The organism is Leptolyngbya sp. ST-U4 (genome assembly GCF_039962215.1).
In the GTDB taxonomy this organism is placed as follows: domain Bacteria; phylum Cyanobacteriota; class Cyanobacteriia; order Elainellales; family Elainellaceae; genus Leptolyngbya_A.
The window spans coordinates 1,153,158-1,175,960 of the sequence record NZ_JAMPKZ010000001.1; the positions used below are offsets into that span (position 1 = coordinate 1,153,158).

Here is a 22,803-nt window from a genome sequence, read left to right on the forward strand (position 1 = left end):
ACGGCTGTAGTAGGCTACATTTTTGGTAAAAGCAGCGCGGCGAGCGAGGAATAGCCCGGTTTGTGCTTGAATTCACTTACCGTTCTGCAAACCGTTTCCTTCTTTTTGTTGCAGATTTTATGGCAGATAGAGAAATTAATAGGATTACAGAGAAATCAGCAACAATTTAGAGAGAATGCTATTAGAGAGAATGCTACTTTAGCAACAGTTCTCCGGTTCCAGAAACCACTTCGCCGATCGCCCAGGCAGACACCTGCTGCGCGTGAAAATGCTCCAAAGTGCGATCGACTTGATCGGGCAATACCAGTACCACAAAGCCAATTCCCATATTGAACGTGTTAAACATTTCCAGGCGATCGACCTGCCCCTGCGTTGCCAGCCATTCAAAAATCGGCGGAACCGTCCAACTCTGAGCATTCACCTGGATCGACTGATTGGCTCCCAGGCAGCGCGGTAAATTTTCCGGCAGCCCGCCACCCGTGATATGCGCCATGCCGTGAATCTCCAGACCCGATCGCAGCGCAGCTAAAACGGGCTTGACATATATCTGGGTGGGGGTCAGCAGTTCCTCGCCGAGGGTTTTGCCTTGCAGAATGGCGGGGCGATCGACCAGCGATTGTCCGCTCGTTTCAATAATTTTTCGCACCAAACTGAAGCCGTTGCTGTGAACCCCTTGGCTGGCTAGACCGATCGCGATATCACCGACCTGAACCTGCGACCCGTTCAAAATTCGACTTTTCTCCACAATGCCCACACAAAAGCCTGCCAGGTCATATTCCCCCGGCTGATAAAACCCTGGCATTTCTGCCGTTTCGCCCCCCAACAGCGCACACCCCGCCTGCTGACAGCCTTCGGTGATTCCCGCGACGACTTCTGCCAACTGGTCGCCGTTCAGCTTTCCGGTCGCCAAATAGTCGAGGAAAAACAGCGGTTCTGCGCCAGAAGTAAGCACGTCGTTCACGCACATTGCTACCAGATCGATCCCGACCGTGTTGTGACGATCGCCCTGCTGCGCCAGTTTAAGCTTTGTGCCCACACCGTCGGTTCCAGAGACTAAGACGGGCTGCTGATAGCCGCTGGGCAGCTCGAAAAAGCCGCTAAACCCGCCCAAGCCACTGAGCACTTCGGGGCGAAAGGTGCGCTCGACCATTGTGCGAATCTGCTGCACAAATGCCCGCCCTGCTTCTACGTCAACCCCTGCCTGTCGATAGTCCATTATTTACTTGCTCGCCTGTCTTGCAGAAGATCCTATCTTGCAGAAGATATTGTACTGGCGATCGGTGACTCATTCCCGATTGGTAGGAATGACCCGCTCGATCGTCTGCTGGAATCCGATTGGATCAGCCGTGCGCCAGATTCCGACCCCGATTGCCGCCGCAGTCACCAGGGTAGCCACCAGCCCGATCGCAATCGCCCAGGGACGGGGAGCAGATTTTTCTGACGAAGGAGCCGGGTCAGCATATTCGTCGTAGAGCAGTGCCCTAGAGGATTCGGTTAAGTCAGTTTCGGGTGTAGCGTCTGAAGTGACAGGCTGAGGCTCGATCGCAGGACGCGGTTCGTAGAGCTGAATCGCAGGATTGATCTGACAGTGCATTAAAACGATCGAGGCATTGTCGTGTCCGTTTTGCTCATTAGCGATCGTGATCCAGGATTCGACGGCAGATTCGAGGGTCATTTTGCCGCGCATCACTTCTTGAGTAATCGCGTTCCAGGATTGCTCAACTCGCTGATGATCGCTCAGCCCATCGGAACACAGCAGCAGCAGGCTGTCTTCTTCCACCACAAATCGCCGGACGGTAATTTGCAGCGTATCTGCGCCGCGTGTGCCGATCGCCTGAACCAAGGCTGCTGCATCCGATCGCTGCCGTGCTTCTCGATAAAGACTGCGCCCCAGGCGAACCTCTCGCACCGCCACATCATCATCCGTGGTCAACCGCAAACAGGACTGCGAATTCAGCCAATAGGCGCGGCTATCCCCCACATGAACGATATAAAGCTCATGGGAATTACTGCCGGTGGGAAGCTTTTGCGGAACTTGCAGTGCCATCACCAGCGTTGTACCCATGCGCTGCCGCATCGATCGCCCCTGAACGTCGTTTTGGGCAGCAATCTGGTTGTTCACGATTCGCACCACTTCGATAAGCTGCTGAGCGATCACCGTGGGCGACACGACTTCTGTTTGTTCGGCAATTTCGGCAAAGAACGCCCGTAGCAGAGACTTGAGCGATCGTAAGGCAAGCTGGCTGGCAACCTCACCGCCTTCGTGTCCGCCTACCCCGTCACAGACGATCGCCGTATAAGGCATCAGTCCATCGTTGGTGAGCAACTGAAACTGATCGGGATAGCAGGTATCTTCGTTGTGGGTGCGCTGAGGTCCGGTATGGGTGGCTCCGGCGATCGTCAGTTTAAGCGGAAGTTGCGCCGCCTGTTCCAGCAAGAGGGTGTTGAGCTGATGGGCGATCGTCTGAAATTCATGCTGCTCTGCCGGAGTGGCCAGGGTCTGCATTTGCTGACAGAGCGCCTGTAGGAATTCCCTGATTTCTGGCTGTGCCGCGTCTGCCCAGGGCTGCCAGAACTGTCCCAAATCTACCAGAGTGGGCGCATGGATTGGAGCGTTTAAGGGAGAATCTAAATCCGGGGATTCAATATCCGGGGATTCGGTGACGGCAAGGGCAATCTCATCCGCAATTAGCTCTCTCAGCCGAACTCGCCAACCCTCAACTCGCAAATTTTCCACCATCAGCAAACTGCGCGTCATGCCCTCGCGCTGGAGCGGCTGCCACAGATCCAATAACTGCCAGAGCCAGTACAACTGACGCACCGGACTTGCACTCGACCAGAGAGATGCCAAAGTAGGCAGCAGTACGCCATCTGCCGTCATTGGCGCATTCTCTAGCAGCAAAATCGGCGGCGCGGTTTGACCCTGAGCATACAAGTCATACAGCCCGGGCAGATGCAGGCGATCGGTATAGAGGTGCAGGTAGGGCAGAGCCGCATCCGGCAAATTCAAGGACGCATCCGGCAACTGAGCAGGCTGAGTATCGAGCCAGATTCGGGGACTGATCACTGCATATCGACCGCCCACGATCGCTCCCACCGGAATTTGATCTGCGTTTGCGCCCACTGCCCAGAGATACTGACGCACTATTGGCGCATTGCACTGCTCGCATTGCCGATCGGTGAGCTTTGCAGGATGACGGCACTCTGGATTTGGACACTGAATTTGCATGGTCTGCATAATCGTCTGCATAACAGCACTGCTCACGGCGACACGAACTGAAACCCTGAAACTGAATCCTGACTCCCCCCTAAGGGTAAGCTGACTGGGCAGCAAAAGAACGGACAAGCTAGGATAGATTCGTTCTTGTATATCGTGTGATCTCTACTCTGGCAAGCTTCTTCCGAAATAATTCTTGATCTTTCTGTCAGAAGCGGGGTTGAACGATCGCCTTACCTAAGGGAATTTTGGGGATATGTCGCTCAGTCTTCCGATGCTGTGGCTGATTGCAGGCGTAATTCTGTGTGTGCTGGAATTTATCCTGCCGACTGCGTTTGTGGAATTAACAATGGGCATCAGCGCGATCCTGGTGGCGATCGTGGCTCAATTTGTGCCCAGTCTGGGAATTCAGGTCGGGCTATGGCTGATTCTCTCAGTTGTGCTAACGCTGCTGACTCGTCGCCTGCTGCCCCGCAAAACCCATCACTTAATCCAGGACACCCGCGAGGCTCAAACCCTCACCCCTATCCTGCCCGGTCAAACCGGACGGGTCATCTACGAAGGCAATTCCTGGCAGGCACGCTGCGACGACGAAGGGTTAACCATTCCTGCAAACCAGAAGGTTTATGTGGTCGAGCGACGCGGTACGACGCTGATTGTGATGCCTGAGAATTTGCTGCGATCGGGGCTGTGAGGAGATGGGGAAATGGGAGTTAAGAATCTTTTTTGAGAAGAATGAAGCAGGGCGATTGGGAATTTAGGGATAAACATTTGATTCTCTTAGAGGGGAGTTGCCTTGCAGCTTGAACAAAGTTGCCTGGCGATTGGAAAAAGGGGTTCTTCGCTGCCCTCAGAAGTTACGCAGCAAGTTCTTTTTTAAGAAGTTACTCAGGGCGATTACCCCGTAGAGAGAACTGCTTCGCTCGGTTGCAACGGCAAACAAGTTTCACTTGCCCCTCCCCATCCCCTCATCTTCCGACTGACCTCAATTCGAATTATTCAATTTCAATCCATCTGGATAAGGAGTATTAAAAATGGAAGCTTTTCTCGCCTTTATCGCACTGGCACTGGGCGGCGCAGGCATTGCAGGTTCCGTGCGAATTGTGAACCAGGGAAATGAAGCTCTGGTCGAGCGATTGGGCAGCTATAACCGCAAACTGACTCCCGGATTTAACTTGACGGCTCCGTTTATCGATCGCATTGCCTACCAGGAAACAATTCGGGAAAAAGTGCTGGATATTCCGCCCCAAACTTGCATTACCCGCGATAACGTTTCGATTACCGTGGACGCGGTAGTTTACTGGCGAATTGTCGATATGGAACGCGCCTTTTATAAGGTGGAAAATCTGCAATCGGCGATGGTAAATCTGGTGCTGACCCAAATTCGATCGGAGATGGGCAGACTCGAACTCGACGAAACCTTTACGGCTCGCTCTGAAATTAACGAACTGCTGCTGCGCGATTTAGATATTGCTACTGATCCCTGGGGCGTGAAAGTTACTCGGGTGGAACTGCGCGATATCATTCCCTCGAAGGCGGTGCAGGAGTCGATGGAACTGCAAATGTCAGCAGAGCGTCGCAAACGGGCAGCAATCCTGACTTCGGAGGGCGATCGCGAGTCGTCGGTCAACTCCGCCAAAGGCAAAGCCGAAGCGCAAATCCTGGATGCCGAAGCACAGCAAAAATCCCTGCTGCTGCGGGCGGAAGCCGAACAAAAAGCAACCGTTCTGCGTGCCCAGGCTGCCCGTCAAGAGCAAGTCCTCAAAGCCCAGGCAACGGCTGAAGCCCTGCAAATTATCGGCAAAACGCTGCAATCTGACCCCAATGCCCGCGAGGCTCTGCAATTCTTGATGACGCAGAACTACATGGACATGGGCAAGACGATCGGAACCAGCGACAGCAGCAAAGTCATGTTTATTGACCCGCGCAGCATCACCGCCTCGGTGGAAAGCATCCGCGCCATGATTTCAGACGATCGATCGAACGGCAAAGGCTGAACTGAGAGAAGCAATCCCCGCGCTCCAACCTGCCTTGCAGTCCCCCAACCCTTCATGCGTGGAAGACTTCCGATTCATTCAAAATTCTCCAAAGTCGGAGCCCTCTGATACCAGTAGTTTTTGAGGGCTTCATCAATTTGCTGTTGCTCAAATTCAATAATGTTCTCTGCGTTTCGCTTTAAGGTTAAGTAAGCCACGATCGCCGCTGCTTGCTCACGAGTAAAAACCGAAAATCGGTGCTGGGCGTGGTCAAACCAGGTTCGATCTCCATAACGTCTTGGATTAATGCGATCGTTTCGAGAGGAATTCGTAAGACCGTGGGTCAGGTGAAAAATTGGGTTGCTGTATTGCAAACATTCATCAATATCGGCAATCAGATAAGCGGGAATGTAAAAGCGAAATGCCTCCTCCGAGAAGAAGCTTAATGCCGAGGCAAAACCACCCGGAGCCTGATCAATAAATTTGGGATCAAGAACTTCCCATTTATCTTTTCCTTTAAACTCCTGTTCCAGCAAAAATGGTTCGTCGCCTTCATTGCTTCTCCTCAGACACCAATCACCGGGATATTCAACCTGAGCAAAGGCGGCTCGAATTTGAGCTTTAACTTTCTCCGTATTTTGCATACTTGAAACAAACAGTTTCTCAATCCCAAATTCAACACCAAAAAGCGCACGAATTGCTTCAGGATTGTTCTCCTTAATGACTTTGAAGGTTCACCATTTTCTAAAGCTGATGCGTGCGCTGCGCTAACCTATCCTCTCTCTTAATCGTTTTTTTCGGGTGGGGGCAGTTCTTCCAGGATGGTGAACCGAACGTGATTCAGGGATAGATCGCCGATCGACACATTATCGGGCAAGTCTGCTGCCGTGATCCATTCAAACGTAATGCCTTTAGCAATCTCAGCGTGATACCAGGGTAGTCCCATAAAGAATCGAGTCGGATAAGGGCCACCTTCGTTCACATCATCCACGTTCGATTCCATAGGGAGCCAGCCAAAGCCGGGAATGTAAAACTCGACCCAAACGTGGTTGAAGTCCGGTTCCAGGGAAACATTCCGCTTATCGGGGTCGGGCGGACACTTATAGCGACCCACCGTGCGACAGGCAATGCCGTTGAGCCGTGCCAGAGCCAGCAGAACTCCTACATATTCACCGCAGGAACCCACTCCTCGCTCCAGGGCGACATCCGGCGTGTCGATATGCGGCTTGATGCCGTAGGACATCCGATCGTACACATAGTTCCGAATCTTCAGCGTTTTTCGCAGCAGATTGGTTTCACTGCCGATCGCCTCTCGGGCTGCCTGCTGAATCATGGGTGTATCCATTGCCAGGTCATCATCATCGACCAGATAGCGATCGGCCAACTCCTGAGACAGGGGCTGACTTTTCTCCACCTGGCGCGGCGTGACTTGGTATTTGATTCCCCGCACTTCCAGCAACGCCTTCCAGCCAAAAATGCGCCCTTCGTTAGCCGCCAGCCGATCGAACCGAAACACCGCAACGTGCTGTCCGTTCTCGATTTCCTCTGTAAAGGGCATCCCAACGGGTTCCACGCTCAACACCTTCTGGCGATCGGTCGTCGCAGGCATGGCAATTCGCCATTCGAGATTGGTCAGTGTCACTTCTTCCAGGGGCGACAGCTCTTCGACATATGCCATTTCCACCAGATAGCCATTCGACAGGGCAAAGTTGCGATCGGGGTAATAGCAAAAATGAAGCGGATGAATAAAGGTGCGATCGCGAACGGCTAGCTCTTGTGGGCTTTCAGCATCGTTGGGATTGTCGCGAATGTACATTTCCTCTCCCGCATAAGCCACATAGAGAATGGGTTCCCCGGTTTGCGGATGGGGATGAAACGACAGGGCAGACGGCTTATCGTAGGGCGTTAAAACGCTAAACTGCACCTCGCCCGTTGCCCGATCCAGGCAGTACACCGTACGTTCCTCGTCGTCGCACAGCCACAGTTCCTCATCTCGAACCGTGATGTTTTCTGCCCCAACCCCCGGCAGCGGAAACTTGGTGATTTGGCGTGCCGTTTTGCGATCGAAGATCATCAGGTAGCCTGCCCTCTGACAGGTGACATAAACTGTCGATTGCCAAACTGCAACCCCATTCGCATCGTAGGGCAAACTGACAAAATGCTGCGGCTCAAAATCGGTCAAACTGCACCAGTAAACGTCATTCTTCTGAGTGAACCAGAGGCGATCGTCTGTCAGTGCCAGCCCTGCAGCATCTTGAAAATCCTTCACTTTCAGCGAATTCACGACCGCAGTATTATCGCTACCGCAGTCTATTTCCACCACATAGCCGCGCACCGTATCCAGCGCAAGCAACCGCTTTCCGTCTGACGCTAACCCCCGCAACGCATATACGCCGATCGGACGCACGGTTCGCCGCAGATAATCGACTGGGCGGGTAGAAGCAAATTGACGAGTCGAAAAACTAGAGTCCAGCAGCATAGCATCGAGGGCGATCGGTGATTCCCCCAATCATAAACAAATCTCTGCTATTGAACAGGCACTTACGGATACAGTCTGTCTCTGTCATTAGATAGAAGCGATTCGATCTGACTGGGGATGAGTGGTGGCAGAGTGCTCTAAAAAACAATCCCTGCCACAAAGAACGATCGCCCCTATCTATAAACGATCGCCCTTAATGTAAAAATCGCCCCTATAACGGAATGCGCTGTGCAGGCGGATACCAGCGTTTATACACTCGCATTACGGCTCCAGGTTGCGGTTTGATGACAGAAGCATTTTCGGGTAAAGGCAAAGCCGGACTCCAGGCATAGCTGTCACAAAAGCCTTTGCGCTCCAGCTCAATCACACACTGTTCCACGGCAGCAGGATTGCCAATCAGCAGAATGTTGACCGCTTCTCGCTCAAATCGCGCGGGCAAAATTTGACCGACAGCCGTTTGCGGCTCGGTGGGATACGTCATATTCAGATCTCCTAGGGTAAAGAAACCCTAGAGACTAACTTGAAGACTTTCAAACATGACTGAAGCAGCCAGAACTTATAATCGTTCTAGCCTTTCAGACTGCCTATACCAGTCCGGGAGGTTAGCTGGCTTTGAGTGTTGGTAGCACTCTTAGTCAGCGATCGAATTTACCCTGTGTGGTAATCTAAACTCCCTCAGTCAATCTCTAGAGGATGGTGGCTCACTCGTTGCAATAAAAGAGCCATCCCAACCGTATCAAAGTTTTTCTTTGGTCGCAATACTGGTCTTTCGGGCGATCGTGATTGATCAAAGACAGATATCCAGAACTTTGCTGTTTATCCAACCCAACTGAGCAAGATATCTAGCAGCCTTGCTGCTTAAACCCGGATTTAGGGGGAACATCCAGCAGAGAATCTGTTGATTTACTCAATACGGGGAGATAGACAGATAGGGTCCCTATAATAAATTGTTAGGCTCAGAGCCAAGACGATCATATTTGTTTGCTACCGGTAGAATTAGCTTCGGCCATCAATTCATCGTAACTTATAGCAAGGAGATTAAGGAATGAATTCAGGAGGTTTTCTAGATAGATTTCGGACAGACCTTGATGACGTAATACAGGTACTTGAACGTATCAAATCTCGCTCTGACTTTATAGATCCTATTATGTTTCAGCAAATAGGTTCTTCTTTAGACATTGATGCTTCTGATTCTGAGTACTTGGAAGAATCGATGCGAAAAAGTCAAGAAGTTCCAAAAGCTCTGCAACAATCCTCAAAAATGATAGATGATTCACTATCAAAGTTAGAGGAAACTGAGCAAGCAATAGCAAAATTGAAAAATGACCTAAAGGCAGAAAAGGAAAGGCTGCGTCGGCTAATTGATGCATCATAATAAAGTCAAGTCTGTCTTGCCTAACACGTTGGTATAGCGCACAGCACGAAGACCTCTCGCATACGACCTATCTTTTTGCCGCCGCTGACCATAGTTGTTATGCCGCAAGTTTTGAGCGGGCACGCAGTTAAGACGCTATCGGTTGGTACTCAAAATTAACTTGCTTGAGTTCAGGGCTGGGGTGGTAATCCGAAGAGTATCGTTGAAGCAATCTTCCAGGTTGAGGAGGCGAACAAATGGAAAAAATCGTTGTCCAAGAAATCGATCTTCCCAGCACCAGTCTAGCTGTGCGATCGCTACCACGCCTCGATTTTGCTGATGCGTTTAGATGTCAGCTTCCAGAAGATCAACCTCAAAACATAGATTCAGTGACACGAGCAATCTTCTTGACAATGCCGCAGTGGGTCGCGCAATTATTGGAACTCCGCAATGTTATTGTTCGCCCGTTTGGTCTAAAGACATCGATTGATGCAATTCCATCCATTAGTCAGGAAGAACTTCAACCAGGAACAGCAGTCGGCGCATTCGAGATACTCGATCGTAGGCAGAACGAAGAGATTATGCTCGGCGAAGATGATAAGCATCTAGATTACCGGGTTTCGATCCAATTAGAGCGTGAGGAGAAAAAATGCTGGGTTGTTGTTTCAACTGTGGTCAAGTTCAATAACTGGCTGGGTCGAGCTTACTTTGTTCCGGTTAGACCAGTACATAAGATCATTGTTCCAGTCATGATGAGATATGGATTGGAGCGTTCAATTAAGTGATGCATTAGGCGAAACGGCATAACAATCCCAATGCACGTCGACCGTTGAGAAGGTATCTGTGAAGTATCCGAGGTTATCTGCGGCGGGTGATAGGCGTCGTTAGGTAGCTTGAGTTCTCAGTCATGAAAGTACTCCAATGCTACTTGTCAGTATCCGAGGTCAAGTTATCAGAGTGTTATCTGTAGGGTGATGTTTTGGCTTTGCCGATGAGTGATTTAAGGAGCATTGCTGATTTCCACAATCATTTCTCCTTGCCGTAGTTGTTCTAACGCATCAGGCAAAGTAGCGGTCAGCAATTGTTGCAGATAGCGATTCGTGACATTGCCACAGGTTAGCCACAAAATCTGGGGAGGTGTTCCTAAGCGACATACCAGGTCGATGAAGTCGCTGTCTTTTGTCATAATCACAGCGTTTTCAGCTCGTGCTGCTTCAAAAATTTTGATATCTTGAGCATCTCGAAGTGACAAGTCCCGCAGGGCAGCAGCTTCTAAGCCAAAGGTGTTCGTCAGCCAATTTGCTAGTGTTGGAGGCAGTTGAGCATCAACCCAAATTTTCATGCCGTCAATCTAGGAAAGTCAGTGCGTCGTGCAGCGAAGAGCAAGCATGCTTGAATATCTGCCAGTTCCAAGTCGGGGAAGTCTTCTAAGATTTCAGCAACACTAACATTTTCGGCTAACATTTCTAAAATATCGGTGACTCGAATTCGCATCCCTCGAATACATGGACGACCACCACATTGACCAGGGGTTTGGGTAATGCGGGTTAGCAATCCAGTCGTTGAATTCATGAGGGTGCCTGCAGGTTACTTCGTTTATCTCTATCTTACCGATTAGTGATGCAACGTTCGTCACCTCACAATGCCCATGCACACCGATCGTCGAGAGGGTATTCGTTGTGCGTTTGAGGTTGTTTGCGGCGGGTGATGGACAACGTTAGCCCTCTGCGTTATTAGCGAGGGTGGTACTTCTGTGATAAAGCCAATCTAGTTCAACGATTGTGCAGTGTTTCCCAACAGTTGTTATGAGCGCGATCGCTTACCAGCACCATTGAAGTCAAAGCGATTGATGCGTCATTACTAACTGCTACCTAGGTACAGGACAAAAACCAGAACTCTTATTTTTTTGTCCTGTACTGAGAACTGCTACCTAAAATTAATTAGGAACGCTCCCAAATTTGTCGAATTTCACCTGGAAGTAATGCAGCAATCTCTTGGTTCCGTTCTTCAGATAAGATTTCTTTCGTAGCTGAGAACACTGCCGCTGTAACCTCCTCTGGAGGAACCCCTTCTGGTAAAGTACCTTCTTCTCTGAGGCGCAACATGAAAGTTTTTGGCTTAATATGTAGGTCTTGTGCAGGACTGATCCGACTGAAGAAAGCAACCATCACGTTAGGATCCTGCCAAAGGTCTACCACTTCATGCTCGGATTCAGGTGCTCTTTCTTCGAGTTCCTTTTCAATCTTGTCACTTGTTTTATTTAACATCATGTCTCGCAAAATTCGGAAGACTATATTTGTCGCCCGTTGAGCATCATTAATCGTTTCCAAACTACTCCGCTCTAATACTTTTTCAAGAAATGCATGCTGTTGTCGGTGTGTTTGCTGTGTCATAATCTCTCACTACAATTTGAAAAAGAATCAAATTAGTTCAATCTGGTGTGAGCTAATTTGTAAGGTTCCTATTACAGGTTGCAAGTTAAAAAGGAATGCCCCATCAATCTTCTGACAGAGTTGTTTGGAGCATGAGTGGAGTCAAGCGATCGCAATGGCAATGTATCGAGTCGCAATCCAATTGCAAGCAATCACATTAACACTGGATTGAGTTGCAATTCGTCTGTAGAGCGGACAGAAGAACTGTGAGTGCTCGCAATGGCAATGTATCGAGTCGCAATCTAATTGCAAGCGATCGCATTAACACAGAATTAGGTTGCAATTCGACTGTAGAACGACAGAAGGACTGTGAGCGGTCGCAGTAGCAAAGGAGGGCGATCGCATTAAAACTGTTGAAATGCCAACAAAAATGCGGAATCCAGCCTTAGCGACAGCCCTAATTTTTTGTTGTGATAGCCGGAAGCTACCCTTGTGGAGGTTGTTAACGCTCGATCGCCCTCGCTATACTGCAAATTCTGAGAATCTTTCAATCTTTGCTGAACCTGATGAACATCCTTGAGGCGCACCACCTGCGAAAAGCCTATCCAGACCGTAAAAAACCGACCGTTGCAGTGCAGGATGTGTCTCTCTCGATCGCCTCACGGGAAGTGCTGGCATTTCTGGGTCCGAATGGGGCAGGCAAAACAACAACGATCAAAATGATTGCCGGGCTGATTTTGCCTGATGCCGGACAAGTGCGAATTGTTGGGCGCGATCCTCACCGTGATCCGTGGGCTTTGCGATCGATCGGGGCAGTGCTGGAAGGCAATCGCAACGTTTATTGGCGGCTTACCCCTCAGGAAAATCTGGAGTATTTTGGCGTATTGCGCGGTTTGAGTCGTAAGGTTGCCCGACAGCGCGGTAAAGAACTGCTAGAGCGGTTTGATCTGGTCGAAAAACGACGAGCACTGGTACAAACCCTATCGCGGGGGATGCAGCAAAAGCTGGCGATCGCCGTTGCCCTGATTCACGATCCGCAGTTGCTCTTGCTTGATGAGCCAACTCTAGGATTGGATGTGGAAGCAACCCAGGCAGTCAAACAGCTCGTGCGCGAAATTGCCCAGGAAGGGCGAGCGATTCTGCTTACCACCCACCAGCTTGATATTGCCGAGGAACTGTCCGATCGCGTGGCAATCATCAACCGGGGCGAAATCGTTGTCGAGGAGCCAACAGCGGAGCTAATCCGGCAGTTTTCTGGCACGGCATACACAATCGAGCTAGCCGAAAATTTAACCCCGACTCAAATCAGCAAAATCGAAGCGTTGGGCGGCACAATGGACGATCGCTTTGTCTATGTGCGAGATTCGCAGTTGCTTTACCCGGTGCTCGATATCCTGAAACCTGCGGCGATCGTACGGCTAGAGCGAGATGAGGCAAACCTGACTGAGATCTTCCTCAAGTTTTTGCGGCAAAGCAAAGCCGCTTAGAAGAATCTCAACTGAATAACTTTGCAATCCCTAAAGAAGAGTTGAGCGGCTAGAACTGATACCGCTCTTGATCGACCCAAAAGCCAAGCGGCACAGAATGCCCGTCTGTACCCACCTTTGCCTCAACCTGAATCGATGCCTGCCCAACTTGTTGAAGCTGCTGATTCAGATCAACCTGCTGATCTTCCGGGATGTAATACGTTTCTAGCCCATAGCGCACCGTTCCCTGCTGATAAATACCCTGGATCGCAGTTTGATTTGGCTCAAGCCGAGTGGGATAGCGATCGGACACGGCAACGGGTTTCCAGGGCTGAGGCGGCTGAGTAATCTGATCGGGCGACTGCAAAATCACATAAAAGCTTGTGCTGGGCAAATCTAGCGTCGAGGAGCTATCTCCGGCTTTGGGCTGGGGGTTGAGCTGCGGGGCGATCGTCTCCCAACCGGGAAGCTTTTCCAGCGTTTGTAAATTCGCAATTTGATAGCTGAAGGTGAGGTGATAGCCTTGCAGCAAGTTGTAGGGATCGACGGGCAGGGTTTGCAGAACGATCGGCTTTCCCGTCAGATGCGTGTAGACTGCCTGAGCCGGAATCGTCGCAATCAACCCCGCCTGGATCAGCAGCGTTGCGGCAAACCGCAGCGGGATCGACTTTCTAATGCTTACGATTCTCTCAGCAGTGTACATTTCAAACCAATGAAACGAACTAGTTGATCTGCGTAATCGAGAGGGTGTAGGGGTGGCTTGTCTGAGCGCGATCGCCCACAAATACCGAGTAGGTTCCCTGTTGCCACACACCCGGCACATCAATCATGCCGCCCGAAAATTGATCTGCCATCACGCAGCGATTGACCGGACCTTGAATTAGCAGAGTGGGCTGTCCTTGTCCTTGCAGCTTAAAACGAAGCGATGTGGGTTGGTTGACCACCACCACCTGGTTTGGACTACCGGGAATAAACCCACACTGACTCGACTGCGAACCGCCCGAACTTCCAGTCACGGTAACGGGCGCAGCCAGGGGAGTTCGCACAGGATTACTGTGAGCAGCAGGAACCAGGCTAAACAGTGCTGCCAGTGCTGCGGGAATTGCAAGCCATCGAACAGGTCGTTTCATAAGTTCTCCTCCCTCACCAATACAGATAAATTCGCGGCGATCGGGAAGGTTTCTACCTGCATCCTAACGTTTCGCATTCCTGCTGAACCGGGAGGAGTGCCAGTTTTAAGACTGCTTGAGGTTGGGCTAGCTATGAATTCGCGGTTCGGGATGAAGGGTTTCCAGCAGACGACTTTCAACGATCGCCAGTTCCTCCAGGCGCTGATTCACAAGGTCGCGATCGAAATAGGTGATTGCCAGCGTCCAGTATGCGCCGTAGTGCCGTGCCTCGGATGCCATCAGTCCCCGATAAAATTTGGCGAGTTCTGGCTCAGGACAGTGCAGCCCTAGCAAACCCAATCGCTCATGGCTACGTGCCTCAATCAGCCCGGAAATCAGCAGCGAATCGAGCATTCGATCGGGTTCAGCTTTCCGAATCTCAGCTTTCAGCCCAGCCGCATAGGGCGGAGCAGATAAGGGGGCAAGGGCAATCTGACGACGATCGAGCCACTGATTTACCTGTTCAAAATGCTCTAGCTCTTCCTGAGCAATGGCAGTCAACGCTCTCACCAGCTTGTGGCTCGACGGATAGCGAAACATCAAATTCAATGCCACGCCCGCCGCTTTGCGCTCACAATGGGAATGATCCAGCAAAATCACGTCCAGGTGATCGATCGCCTGCTGAATCCACGCCTCAGAGGTGGGATGCTGCAAAAACTTGATTGTCGTCAGCGAAGAAGCGGTCATCGAGTTCTATTCATGCGGTGATGGATCTATGCCTATTTTATCTATGGCTACTTTAAAAGTAGCGATCGTAACAGCCGACGCGACATGAGACAGTTTTCCCTCTGGATAGATTCCTTAAGGGAATACAGGAGTATAACGGTTGCGCTCAGCGGTAGGAAGTAACATTAAACTCAGCACCGAGGACTTCTTTTATTCTGCTGGAACGCGCTTGCTAGGCTGTGAGATGGGCGATCGGGCCAGTAATCTAAACTCAAGTATTCATAATCTAGCTATTTCAAGGGAATACTCAACGCCTCAACAAAATCATCCTTTTTCATTTGGCTGATACCAGCAATTCCTCGTTTCTTCGCCATTGCCTTTAAGTCAGCCGTTGCCATTATTTCGAGAATGCCAGCATCAGTGACTGTATCTACATCGGCTGAGAAGACAGATAAGGGCAAAGTTGTGCGGCGGCAGATAACTTTGAATTCTCACCGTTAACCTCTGTTCCGTCCGTACCAAGGCAGTGTTAGCTAGCTGGAAACTACTCAAGTCCTACTCCAATAACCAAGCAAACAAATCTTTGATTGTAAGCTGTAGCTCACTTGCAAACGATGGTATCGGAATAACTTCATCTGGCTCATCCAACACTTCAGGTTCTTGTTTTGAGCGATAGACAAACACGGTTTGTTCATCTGGATCAATTAACCAACCCACTTGGGTTCCATACCGCAGACAATGAAGGATATTCTTCGTTACTTTTGTTTGGTTTTGATCAGGAGACAAGATTTCAATTGTCCAATCTGGCGCAGCAGGAAACGTGTTGGCAACCTCTCCATTCTCATCACGGGGAATCCGGTTCCAAAGAAAAACTGCAATGTCAGGAACAGTTGAACGACCACCAAAGGTGCAGCGTAACTCAGGAAATGCACGAGCAATACGCTTAGACTTAACTACTCCATTGATAGCAGGTACAAGTTCCCCTTGAATAACACTGTGTTTCCCTTGGGGCATTGGTTTCTGAATAATTTGACCATCAATATATTCACTTGCAGGTTTCGTGTCTGGTAATTGTAAAAACTCTGCCAATGTCAGTGTTTTAGATGGTGTTTGTACCATTTGGGTTTACCTCTCCATCTGCCAGATCAGAAACTAATCTCTATTCTATCTAGAAACTGGATGAGGCATAGTGCTGGTCTACAGAAGAGTTACAGCTACTTAATCTTAAAAACTAGTAAGACAAGTTAACTACTCTACCCCAGTCAGTAACCCAAGCCATCCGACGGTAAAAATCAGCGGCTGCAAGTACCCTAAAACGCAATGCCGACGCTTGAGCCAGCAGTCCGTCTGCATTGCAGGGTTAGCTGGATATCACTGCCGATCGCACTTATTCGCACTCCCTTCTATCCCTTTGATTCACTGCACTACGATATAAACGTATTCTCTTTGTTTTCGATTCTCTAACACAGAATTCAGGATGCTCATGCCAGCTCCATCAACCAGTAGACCTGCTGAATGACCACCTGGAATTATATCTATGCTCCTGCCGTACCACTCTACCTTCTTCAACGTCAATCGGATACTTGCAACAATGCCTAAATCAGTAGACGTTATATGAGGACTGTGACCCTCGAATTGAGTTTTGGTGATCCTTGTAAATATAGAACCGATAGGAATGTCCTCACCGATGTTTCTTCCCACTATTCTTCCAGATCCATCAACGGCATCAACTTGGAATTTCATAGTGTTATCTATCTAAGTCACCCAACGACAAAAGCCAGCAGTTGTCACCTCCTGACTATTGCGATAAGCGATCGCCTTTTCAGTGCTTTCGGACTCAGCGGCAATCTCCAAAAACGAGTGTAAAGGCTTTGTGCGGAGCCCGCTCCTAAATAACTAAATACAATTCACCTCTCAAGCTGCTGATTGTCACCATTCGGTTGACAGTTACTTTCACACTGAAGGGGCGAAGCACATGGTTTGCTAACGTCAAAGTTGTGCGGCGGCAGATAACCTCGAACTCTCACCGATAACCTCTGTGCCGTCCGCACCAACGAAGTGTTGGGCTGTGTCTGCTAAATCAATCTACAAACCTAACCAATCTCGCAGGGATTGCTCAAGCTGGTCAGCATCAACCCTAGCCAACTGACCGATCACTTTGATCACCAAACTTTCATGTACTGTGTACACGCCTCTTTTGACTGCGGTTACTACGTTCAATCCTGCTGCTGCCCACTCAGACAACACAAACTCACCTGCTATTAGTGAACCTGTTTTGCTTGTCAAAGGAGTAATGAGCATGCCTTGAGACGAATGCGATGTGCTAACTACAACAGCAGGTCTTACCTTTGAATTCGATAAGTCTGAGAAGGGATAGCGCACCAGTATCACATCATGCTTGGAGTAGCTGGGCATACACATCATCCTCAGCATTGTCCCAAACCACATCAAGGGATGTTTGGCTTGCTTGTAGCCAAAATCCAGCCTCATCGTCAGGTAAAACTGTTACCAGCACCCTTACCCCTTCTGGGAGTTCTGCTGATTCCAGCAGCTCAATTTTTCCTTGCCGAACCGTAGCCCAAATCGTTTTTAGCATATCTTTTGCATGAGACCATGCCTTGATTTTATGCCGTAATTCCTATTTGTGCGATCGCCTCGCTAATACCCTCAAATTGATGCTACATAGACAATCTCAAAGTAGATTAGCCTTTGATACTCACAAATAATATTGCTGTACCGTCCCCACCATGATATGAAGCAGGTCAACTATGTAATTAGACAGAATTAGTTCGGGCTATCTACCCTATAGAGGCAATTAGGCTGAATGAATTCCGTCTAATCACTCCAATCGGACATTAGCCCGACATGGTTTCCGTATAATCCTCCTGATTCCAGCCATTAGCCCGAATCCTGAGAGCGTTTCTTCGGTCTGTTTTTGCCTTTTATTCTGCCTAAGATCCTAAAAAGGAAATTAGCCCAAATCAAGGGTATTTCGATCGAATTACAGCCTAGACCACGGCTGTTTCTAATCAATCACGATTACCCTGAAGGGGGAACTGCTTCGCATCGCCCCAAACCTCAGTATTGCGATCGAAGAAAAACTTTGGTATCCGCCAACGGGACAGCGCATTCTGCTCTAGGTTGCGTCAACAACTAGCTCTCATGTTCCCCTAGTTCCGCAAGTCGCTTTACGGTGTCCAGCGTGTCAATTTCAGACACAGGTTTATCGTCACGAATTCGTAGGATGCGGGGAAAGCGGAGGGCGTAGCCGCCTTTGTGTCGTTTAGAGGGCTGCACGCGATCGAACGTCACTTCCAGCACGATCTTGGGTTCGACGGTTCGCACTTTGCCGTGAGCGAATTCCTGAATAGTGTGCGCTTTGAACCAGTCAGACAACTGCTGCACTTCTGCATCGGTGAGTCCAGAATATGCCTTGCCGACATTGAGTAAGGTGGGATCGGTTTCGCTGGCGCGGACGGCAAAGGTGAAATCGGAGAGAAAGCGGCTGCGCCGTCCGGTTCCGACTTCGGCAGCAGTGACGACCACATCAAGCGTGGCGATCGCCCGTTTAATCTTCAGCCAGTCTTTGCCGCGACGGCCGGGTTTGTAAGGCGCGTCCAGTGCTTTTACCATCAAGCCTTCGTTGCCGCGATCGCGTGCCGCCAAAAATTCTGCATCTAGTGCGGTCACATCAGCACAGCGTTTGTTGAGGGCACGTCGCAGGTGGAAGGTGTTTAAGCCGAGGTTGTCCAGGATTTGCAGCCGCTTAGTGTAAGGTTCGTTAATTAAAATTGCGCCGTTTTGGTACAGCACATCGTAAGCGACAAATGCGACGGGGATCTTAGTCAGCAGGTCTTCGGTCAGCGTTTTTCTGCCGAGTCGCTTTTGCAAGACCTGGAAGGGCAAGATGCGCTCGTTCTCGATTGGCACAATTTCACCGTCTAGAATTAAGCCTGCTTGCGGGTCGTGGGTTAGCGCAAAGCTAAAGGACGCAATGGGGGGCAGCAAGTCAGGGAAGGTCTGGGTGATCTCGTCTAGTGTGCGAGAAAAGAGAGCAATTCGAAGATCGCCGTAGGGCGTACCGTGCAGCGAGGCTTCGTCGGTGTAAATCAATGGCGCAAGGTGAATCTGTGCCCGGATGCCGTCATACTTGTCCTCAACTGCAAACTCTCCGGGCAAGAGCCGTGCGACTTCTGCTAGGTCTTCCGCCGGACTTGCCAGCATGAATTTGATCGGGTGAAACAGCTCCATTTGTGCCTGGTCAAGCTGTCCCTGTCGCGCCAGCACTGCGGTTTTGCCGATGTCGCCCAGCAGCATATTGACCCACTGAATGCGATCGACAGGTTCCTTTGCTAAGCGGGCGATCGCATCTTCGACAGCTCCTTCACGTAGACCAATTCGTAGATCACCAGAAAGCAACTTGATCAGGTATTTGGCTTCGAGTCGAGTCGCGTGGCTGAGCAACTGCACGATCCATTCTTGCTTGCGCTTTGTGCCTTTGATCTGCACAAGCTGTTCCAGTGCCAGCGCCAGATCTTGCAGGGAAAGGGAGGGAGGCTGGTGGGTGATCCAGACCTGCGCGGCAACATCTCCCAAATCACCAAGCTGTACGAGCTGCGGCTTTAAAGTTTCAGCATCGATTCCGGTAACGATCGCCAGAGCAGCCAGTAAAGTAGCTCCGCCGATATTGAGCGTCCGCTGGTCTTTCAATGGAAACACTGTTCCTGCCAAATAACGCGCCGCCAATTCCAGATCAGTATCATCCAGACTGCTGAAGTATTGCCCCAAAAGCGCAGCTTTTTCTAATCGCTTAGCTGTGCCGTTGACCTGCTCCGCAACCTGGGCAAATTGCAAAAACGAGCCGACGACTCCATCGGTAGAAGACTGCTCCACAAAGGCTCGATCGCTTGGCAAGGAATTCAGGTTTTGGGGAGAAATGCTTGAGGAGGTCATGGTGCTGGATTAAAGCCGTTACCCACACCGTAGCACGCTCATTTTCGGTGAAATCGCCGCCGACCTTGCATTCCTGCCTGAGAGAGATCAGTAGAAAAACCCAGTCCCTCTCAAGGTGTAAATTGATACCCTGCAAAAGTCAGAGATAGTGATTCACCTTAGACCCGCAAGGGTCTTTTTTTTGCATCTTAAAAGTCACCCACTGCAATCGCTCGCTGCAACGAGTTCTAAAGAAGGGACTTTCCATCAAAAAGCTCAACGTCGAGGTTCAGGATATCCACCTCATCGATACAGCCCAAATTAACGCGATAGTGTCCGGGAAAGCGAAACGTTTCGTGAAACGTATAGATCCCACAGTGCTTACAGAACTGGTGTTTTGCCTTTCCTGAACCGAAGGTGTAGGTCGAGAGCGAATCCGGTGTTGCCTGAATCTGAAGCTCTGAAGCGGGGTAAGCCTCAGCAGACATCAGGGCTCCTTTTCTGCGGCAGATGGAGCAGGTGCAGCGCATCCCCCGATCGATCGCAGCCGATCGCAGGCTAAATTTCACTGCACCGCAATGACAGCTCCCCGCGTATTCTCTCAATTCTCTGGATTGCTCCATTTATCTTTTCGACGGCTTCTCTAGATTCTCAACGCCTTCATTTTTTGCACGGCTTCCACCACTTGATGCGGCTGCACGATCGTCAAATTCTCCAGCGTACCGTTATAAGGTGTGGGAATATCTTGCGAAGCTAAGCGCAGCACCGGGGCATCGAGTTCGTCAAAGAGGCGATCGTTAATGGAAGCAGTTAGCTCTGCGCCAATCCCACCCGATTTCATGCATTCCTCGACGATGATCACGCGATGGGTTTTGCTGACGGATTCGCCGATCGTGTCAAAGTCCAGCGGCTTCAGCGAAATCAGGTCAATCACTTCCGGGTCATAGCCCTGCTGCACCAGCGTTTTCACCGCAGTCATGACGTGGTGACGCATCCGCGAATAAGTGAGAATCGTGACATCCTTGCCGCGCCGCACGATTTCTGCTTTGTCTAGCGGCAGGACGTATTCTTCTTCGGGCAGGTCTTCTTTCAGGTTGTAAAGCAGAACGTGCTCAAAGAACAGCACCGGGTTATCGTCCCGAATGGCGGCTTTCAGCAAACCTTTGGCATTATAAGGTGTAGAGCAGGCAACCAGCTTCAGACCGGGAACACCCTGGAAGTAAGCCTCAAGCCGCTGCGAGTGCTCTGCGCCAAGCTGACGACCCACACCACCTGGACCACGAATCACCATCGGGATCTTGTAGTTGCCGCCAGAAGTGTAGCGCAGCATTCCGGCGTTGTTGGCAATCTGGTTGAACGCCAGCAGCAGAAAGCCCATGTTCATGCCTTCGATGATGGGGCGGAGTCCGGTCATTGCGGCTCCCACTGCCATGCCTGTAAAGCTGTTTTCGGCGATCGGCGTATCCAGCACGCGCAGATCACCATATTTCTTGTACAAATCTTTGGTCACTTTATAGGAGCCGCCATAGTGACCCACATCTTCACCCAACACGAAGACAGAGGGATCACGTGCCATTTCTTCATCGATCGCTTCCCGGAGGGCATTAAAGAGAAGGGTTTCTGCCATGAGCGGAATTTACCTAAGAGTGCAAGTGCCAAACGATATCCAGCCTACTATCTTATCTGGTGAAGGGGACAGATATGCAAGCCATTATACTGGCTGATCCCGGTAGGAACGGTAAGGTAGAAACTTTTGAGGCAGCCTTGCATAGAAGCAGCAAAGATTTCGCCGTCTTCCGGGAGCGGTGGCTCAAGCTAGGGAAATTTAGATTTGTGGATAAATCTATTTATGGATAAATCTATGGATTAAGTCATGCTTTGCTCAACAGGATCGCTGGGATCGCTGAAGATAAAATTTCTGAGCAAATTAACTCTAGTGTGGCATGCCTACCAGGCTAGATCTGAGTTATGGTCGGGGATAGAGTTTGCATGGCGCGGGACGTTCATCGAGTGGTGTGAGGGTATGAGAATTAATTTGCAGGTCTTGTCGCTGCGGTTTGTGGCGTTAGCACTGGGGGCACTACTGGCAGTTCTGGTGATTGGCAGTATTGAGGCGATCGCCAGAGTAGGGTTTGCGAGTGGTCAACTCTCCGGTGGTGCGGGTCTGGTTGAGGCGGGAGAAAATTCGGCAGCTTGGTCATCCTGGCAGCTCATGCCACTTACCGCAATTCCTGCTCCGTCTCCGGTCCCGGTGGTGCCCGCTCCTCCCAACCGTTTGCCCAATCGTTCTTCCAGACCTGCGGCTCGTTCGGCAACTCCTGCTCCTGCGGCTCGTCCGGCAACTCCTGCGGCTCGTTCGGCAACTCCTGCTCCGGCGGCTCGTCCGGCAACTCCGGCAGCTCGTCCGGCAACTCCTGCTCCTGCGGCTCCGGCGATTTCTGGATACCAACCCCGCCAGCAGATTGCTCCGGCTAATCCAACCAACTATGGCGATCGGGTGAGCCACGATGTATTTGGCAGACCTGTGAACAATGCGCCCATCATTGTGCTGCATGAAACCGTGGGATCAGCCGATAGCGCACTTGAGCTATTCCGCGCCGCTCACACCGATGAATCCAGGCAAGCTAGCTATCACAGCATTATTCGGCTAGATGGCACGATCGTTTATGTGGTCTCGCCTGAGAAGCGGGCATTTGGAGCCGGAAACTCAGCCTTCAAAGGTCCAAACGGACTAGAAGCCGTCAAAACCCATCGCCAGTTTGCGCCCTCGGTCAATAATTTTGCCTATCACATTTCCCTCGAAACCCCCGAAGACGGAGAAGACAACCAGACCACCCACAGCGGCTATACCGACGCGCAGTATCAATCTCTTGCGTGGCTCGTCGCCCGCACTCCGGTTCCGGTTGAACGCATCACCACTCACCGTGACGTCGATCGATCGGAATCCCGCATGGATCCTCGCAGTTTCGATGGCAATAAGTTTTTGAGGCTGTTAGCGCAGTATGGCGATCGATGAGTGAGTCGGTGAGGATGCCAATCTGAAATGAGGTCTGAAATGAAGTCGAGCAGAATGGAGGCGGAGTAAACTCTTCCAGTCTGCTTGATTTCTAACTCAAGGGAAAATGCGGAATATCGATTGGTCGATCGATCGTCTACTTGCTCTGATACCTGA

At 50.5% G+C, this 22,803-nt stretch carries 25 protein-coding genes; 6 read left to right on the forward strand and 19 right to left on the reverse strand.

From position 1 onward, the window contains the following. Positions 1-193: 193 nt before the first annotated feature. Both purM and NDA02_RS05035 read right to left on the reverse strand, forming a co-directional pair. On the reverse strand, positions 194-1,216 hold the full coding sequence (purM, locus tag NDA02_RS05030; protein ID WP_348254494.1) for a phosphoribosylformylglycinamidine cyclo-ligase: 1,023 nt from the start codon (positions 1,214-1,216) through the stop codon (positions 194-196). Positions 1,217-1,285: 69 nt separating this feature from the next. Next, complete coding sequence (locus NDA02_RS05035) at positions 1,286-3,250, reverse strand: protein phosphatase 2C domain-containing protein (RefSeq protein ID WP_199296841.1); 1,965 nt, start codon at positions 3,248-3,250, stop codon at positions 1,286-1,288. A gap of 223 nt (positions 3,251-3,473) precedes the next feature. Between NDA02_RS05035 and NDA02_RS05040 the strand changes: the two genes are divergently transcribed. Both NDA02_RS05040 and NDA02_RS05045 read left to right on the forward strand, forming a co-directional pair. Further along, a complete protein-coding gene (locus NDA02_RS05040) occupies positions 3,474-3,911 on the forward strand; it encodes an NfeD family protein (protein WP_190794409.1) in 438 nt (145 codons plus the stop codon). 340 nt (positions 3,912-4,251) lie between these two features. Further along, positions 4,252-5,214, forward strand: coding sequence for an SPFH domain-containing protein (locus NDA02_RS05045; protein WP_190794408.1), 963 nt, complete (start codon positions 4,252-4,254; stop codon positions 5,212-5,214). Positions 5,215-5,288: 74 nt separating this feature from the next. Here NDA02_RS05045 and NDA02_RS05050 read toward each other — a convergent pair whose 3' ends face one another. The 3 genes from NDA02_RS05050 to NDA02_RS05060 form a co-directional block, all read right to left on the reverse strand. After that, positions 5,289-5,837, reverse strand: a complete 549-nt coding sequence (locus NDA02_RS05050; RefSeq protein WP_190794407.1) for a DUF6714 family protein — start codon at positions 5,835-5,837, stop codon at positions 5,289-5,291. Between the two features lie 140 nt (positions 5,838-5,977). Further along, on the reverse strand, positions 5,978-7,672 hold the full coding sequence (locus NDA02_RS05055) for a transglutaminase family protein (protein ID WP_348254496.1): 1,695 nt from the start codon (positions 7,670-7,672) through the stop codon (positions 5,978-5,980). 211 nt (positions 7,673-7,883) lie between these two features. Continuing rightward, positions 7,884-8,153: a hypothetical protein gene (locus tag NDA02_RS05060; protein WP_190794405.1), complete on the reverse strand. Its 270-nt coding sequence runs from the start codon at positions 8,151-8,153 to the stop codon at positions 7,884-7,886. Positions 8,154-8,717: 564 nt separating this feature from the next. Between NDA02_RS05060 and NDA02_RS05065 the strand changes: the two genes are divergently transcribed. Together NDA02_RS05065 and NDA02_RS05070 are read left to right on the forward strand one after the other, a co-directional pair. Further along, positions 8,718-9,047, forward strand: a complete 330-nt coding sequence (locus NDA02_RS05065; RefSeq protein ID WP_190794404.1) for a hypothetical protein — start codon at positions 8,718-8,720, stop codon at positions 9,045-9,047. Between the two features lie 236 nt (positions 9,048-9,283). Then, positions 9,284-9,811 (forward strand): DUF2867 domain-containing protein, encoded by a 528-nt coding sequence (locus NDA02_RS05070; RefSeq protein WP_190794403.1) that lies wholly within the window; start codon positions 9,284-9,286, stop codon positions 9,809-9,811. 215 nt (positions 9,812-10,026) lie between these two features. Here the strand turns inward: NDA02_RS05070 and NDA02_RS05075 are convergent, their stop codons facing one another. From NDA02_RS05075 to NDA02_RS05085, 3 genes are all read right to left on the reverse strand, one after another. Further along, on the reverse strand, positions 10,027-10,368 hold the full coding sequence (locus NDA02_RS05075) for a DUF5615 family PIN-like protein (protein ID WP_190794402.1): 342 nt from the start codon (positions 10,366-10,368) through the stop codon (positions 10,027-10,029). Beyond that, positions 10,365-10,598 carry a DUF433 domain-containing protein gene (locus tag NDA02_RS05080; RefSeq protein WP_190794401.1) on the reverse strand — a complete coding sequence of 78 codons (234 nt, stop codon included), beginning with the start codon at positions 10,596-10,598 and terminating at the stop codon, positions 10,365-10,367. The genes NDA02_RS05075 and NDA02_RS05080 overlap by 4 nt, the downstream gene beginning before the upstream one ends. A 368-nt stretch (positions 10,599-10,966) precedes the next feature. Next, complete coding sequence (locus tag NDA02_RS05085; RefSeq protein WP_190794400.1) at positions 10,967-11,419, reverse strand: DUF2267 domain-containing protein; 453 nt, start codon at positions 11,417-11,419, stop codon at positions 10,967-10,969. Between the two features lie 545 nt (positions 11,420-11,964). Here NDA02_RS05085 and NDA02_RS05090 point away from each other — a divergent pair. After that, positions 11,965-12,885, forward strand: coding sequence for an ABC transporter ATP-binding protein (locus tag NDA02_RS05090; RefSeq protein ID WP_190794399.1), 921 nt, complete (start codon positions 11,965-11,967; stop codon positions 12,883-12,885). Positions 12,886-12,934: 49 nt separating this feature from the next. Here the strand turns inward: NDA02_RS05090 and NDA02_RS05095 are convergent, their stop codons facing one another. The 11 genes from NDA02_RS05095 to NDA02_RS05145 form a co-directional block, all read right to left on the reverse strand. Next, complete coding sequence (locus NDA02_RS05095) at positions 12,935-13,567, reverse strand: GDYXXLXY domain-containing protein (protein ID WP_190794398.1); 633 nt, start codon at positions 13,565-13,567, stop codon at positions 12,935-12,937. 19 nt (positions 13,568-13,586) lie between these two features. Beyond that, positions 13,587-13,994, reverse strand: a complete 408-nt coding sequence (locus NDA02_RS05100) for a hypothetical protein (RefSeq protein WP_190794397.1) — start codon at positions 13,992-13,994, stop codon at positions 13,587-13,589. A 126-nt stretch (positions 13,995-14,120) separates the two neighbouring features. Then, positions 14,121-14,720: a tRNA isopentenyl-2-thiomethyl-A-37 hydroxylase MiaE gene (miaE, locus tag NDA02_RS05105; RefSeq protein WP_190794396.1), complete on the reverse strand. Its 600-nt coding sequence runs from the start codon at positions 14,718-14,720 to the stop codon at positions 14,121-14,123. Between the two features lie 269 nt (positions 14,721-14,989). Further along, on the reverse strand, positions 14,990-15,160 hold the full coding sequence (locus tag NDA02_RS05110; RefSeq protein ID WP_199296840.1) for a Rho termination factor N-terminal domain-containing protein: 171 nt from the start codon (positions 15,158-15,160) through the stop codon (positions 14,990-14,992). Between the two features lie 94 nt (positions 15,161-15,254). Continuing rightward, positions 15,255-15,818, reverse strand: coding sequence for a Uma2 family endonuclease (locus NDA02_RS05115; protein ID WP_190794395.1), 564 nt, complete (start codon positions 15,816-15,818; stop codon positions 15,255-15,257). A 297-nt stretch (positions 15,819-16,115) separates the two neighbouring features. After that, positions 16,116-16,442 (reverse strand): hypothetical protein, encoded by a 327-nt coding sequence (locus tag NDA02_RS05120; protein WP_348254497.1) that lies wholly within the window; start codon positions 16,440-16,442, stop codon positions 16,116-16,118. Positions 16,443-16,784: 342 nt separating this feature from the next. Next, positions 16,785-17,114, reverse strand: a complete 330-nt coding sequence (locus tag NDA02_RS05125) for a type II toxin-antitoxin system PemK/MazF family toxin (RefSeq protein ID WP_190792372.1) — start codon at positions 17,112-17,114, stop codon at positions 16,785-16,787. Further along, positions 17,092-17,295, reverse strand: coding sequence for a hypothetical protein (locus NDA02_RS05130; protein ID WP_190792373.1), 204 nt, complete (start codon positions 17,293-17,295; stop codon positions 17,092-17,094). Before NDA02_RS05130 ends, NDA02_RS05125 begins: the two co-directional genes overlap by 23 nt. Before the next feature lie 557 nt (positions 17,296-17,852). Further along, positions 17,853-19,652 (reverse strand): ATP-dependent DNA ligase, encoded by a 1,800-nt coding sequence (locus NDA02_RS05135; protein ID WP_190792374.1) that lies wholly within the window; start codon positions 19,650-19,652, stop codon positions 17,853-17,855. A 227-nt stretch (positions 19,653-19,879) separates the two neighbouring features. Further along, positions 19,880-20,254, reverse strand: coding sequence for a GFA family protein (locus NDA02_RS05140; RefSeq protein WP_190792375.1), 375 nt, complete (start codon positions 20,252-20,254; stop codon positions 19,880-19,882). Between the two features lie 20 nt (positions 20,255-20,274). Continuing rightward, positions 20,275-21,258 carry an alpha-ketoacid dehydrogenase subunit beta gene (locus NDA02_RS05145; protein ID WP_190792376.1) on the reverse strand — a complete coding sequence of 328 codons (984 nt, stop codon included), beginning with the start codon at positions 21,256-21,258 and terminating at the stop codon, positions 20,275-20,277. Between the two features lie 396 nt (positions 21,259-21,654). Here NDA02_RS05145 and NDA02_RS05150 point away from each other — a divergent pair, with 396 nt between their 5' ends. Then, entirely contained in the window at positions 21,655-22,647 is a 993-nt protein-coding gene (locus tag NDA02_RS05150; protein WP_242067381.1) for a peptidoglycan recognition family protein, read from the forward strand. The last annotated feature ends 156 nt before the right edge of the window (positions 22,648-22,803 follow it).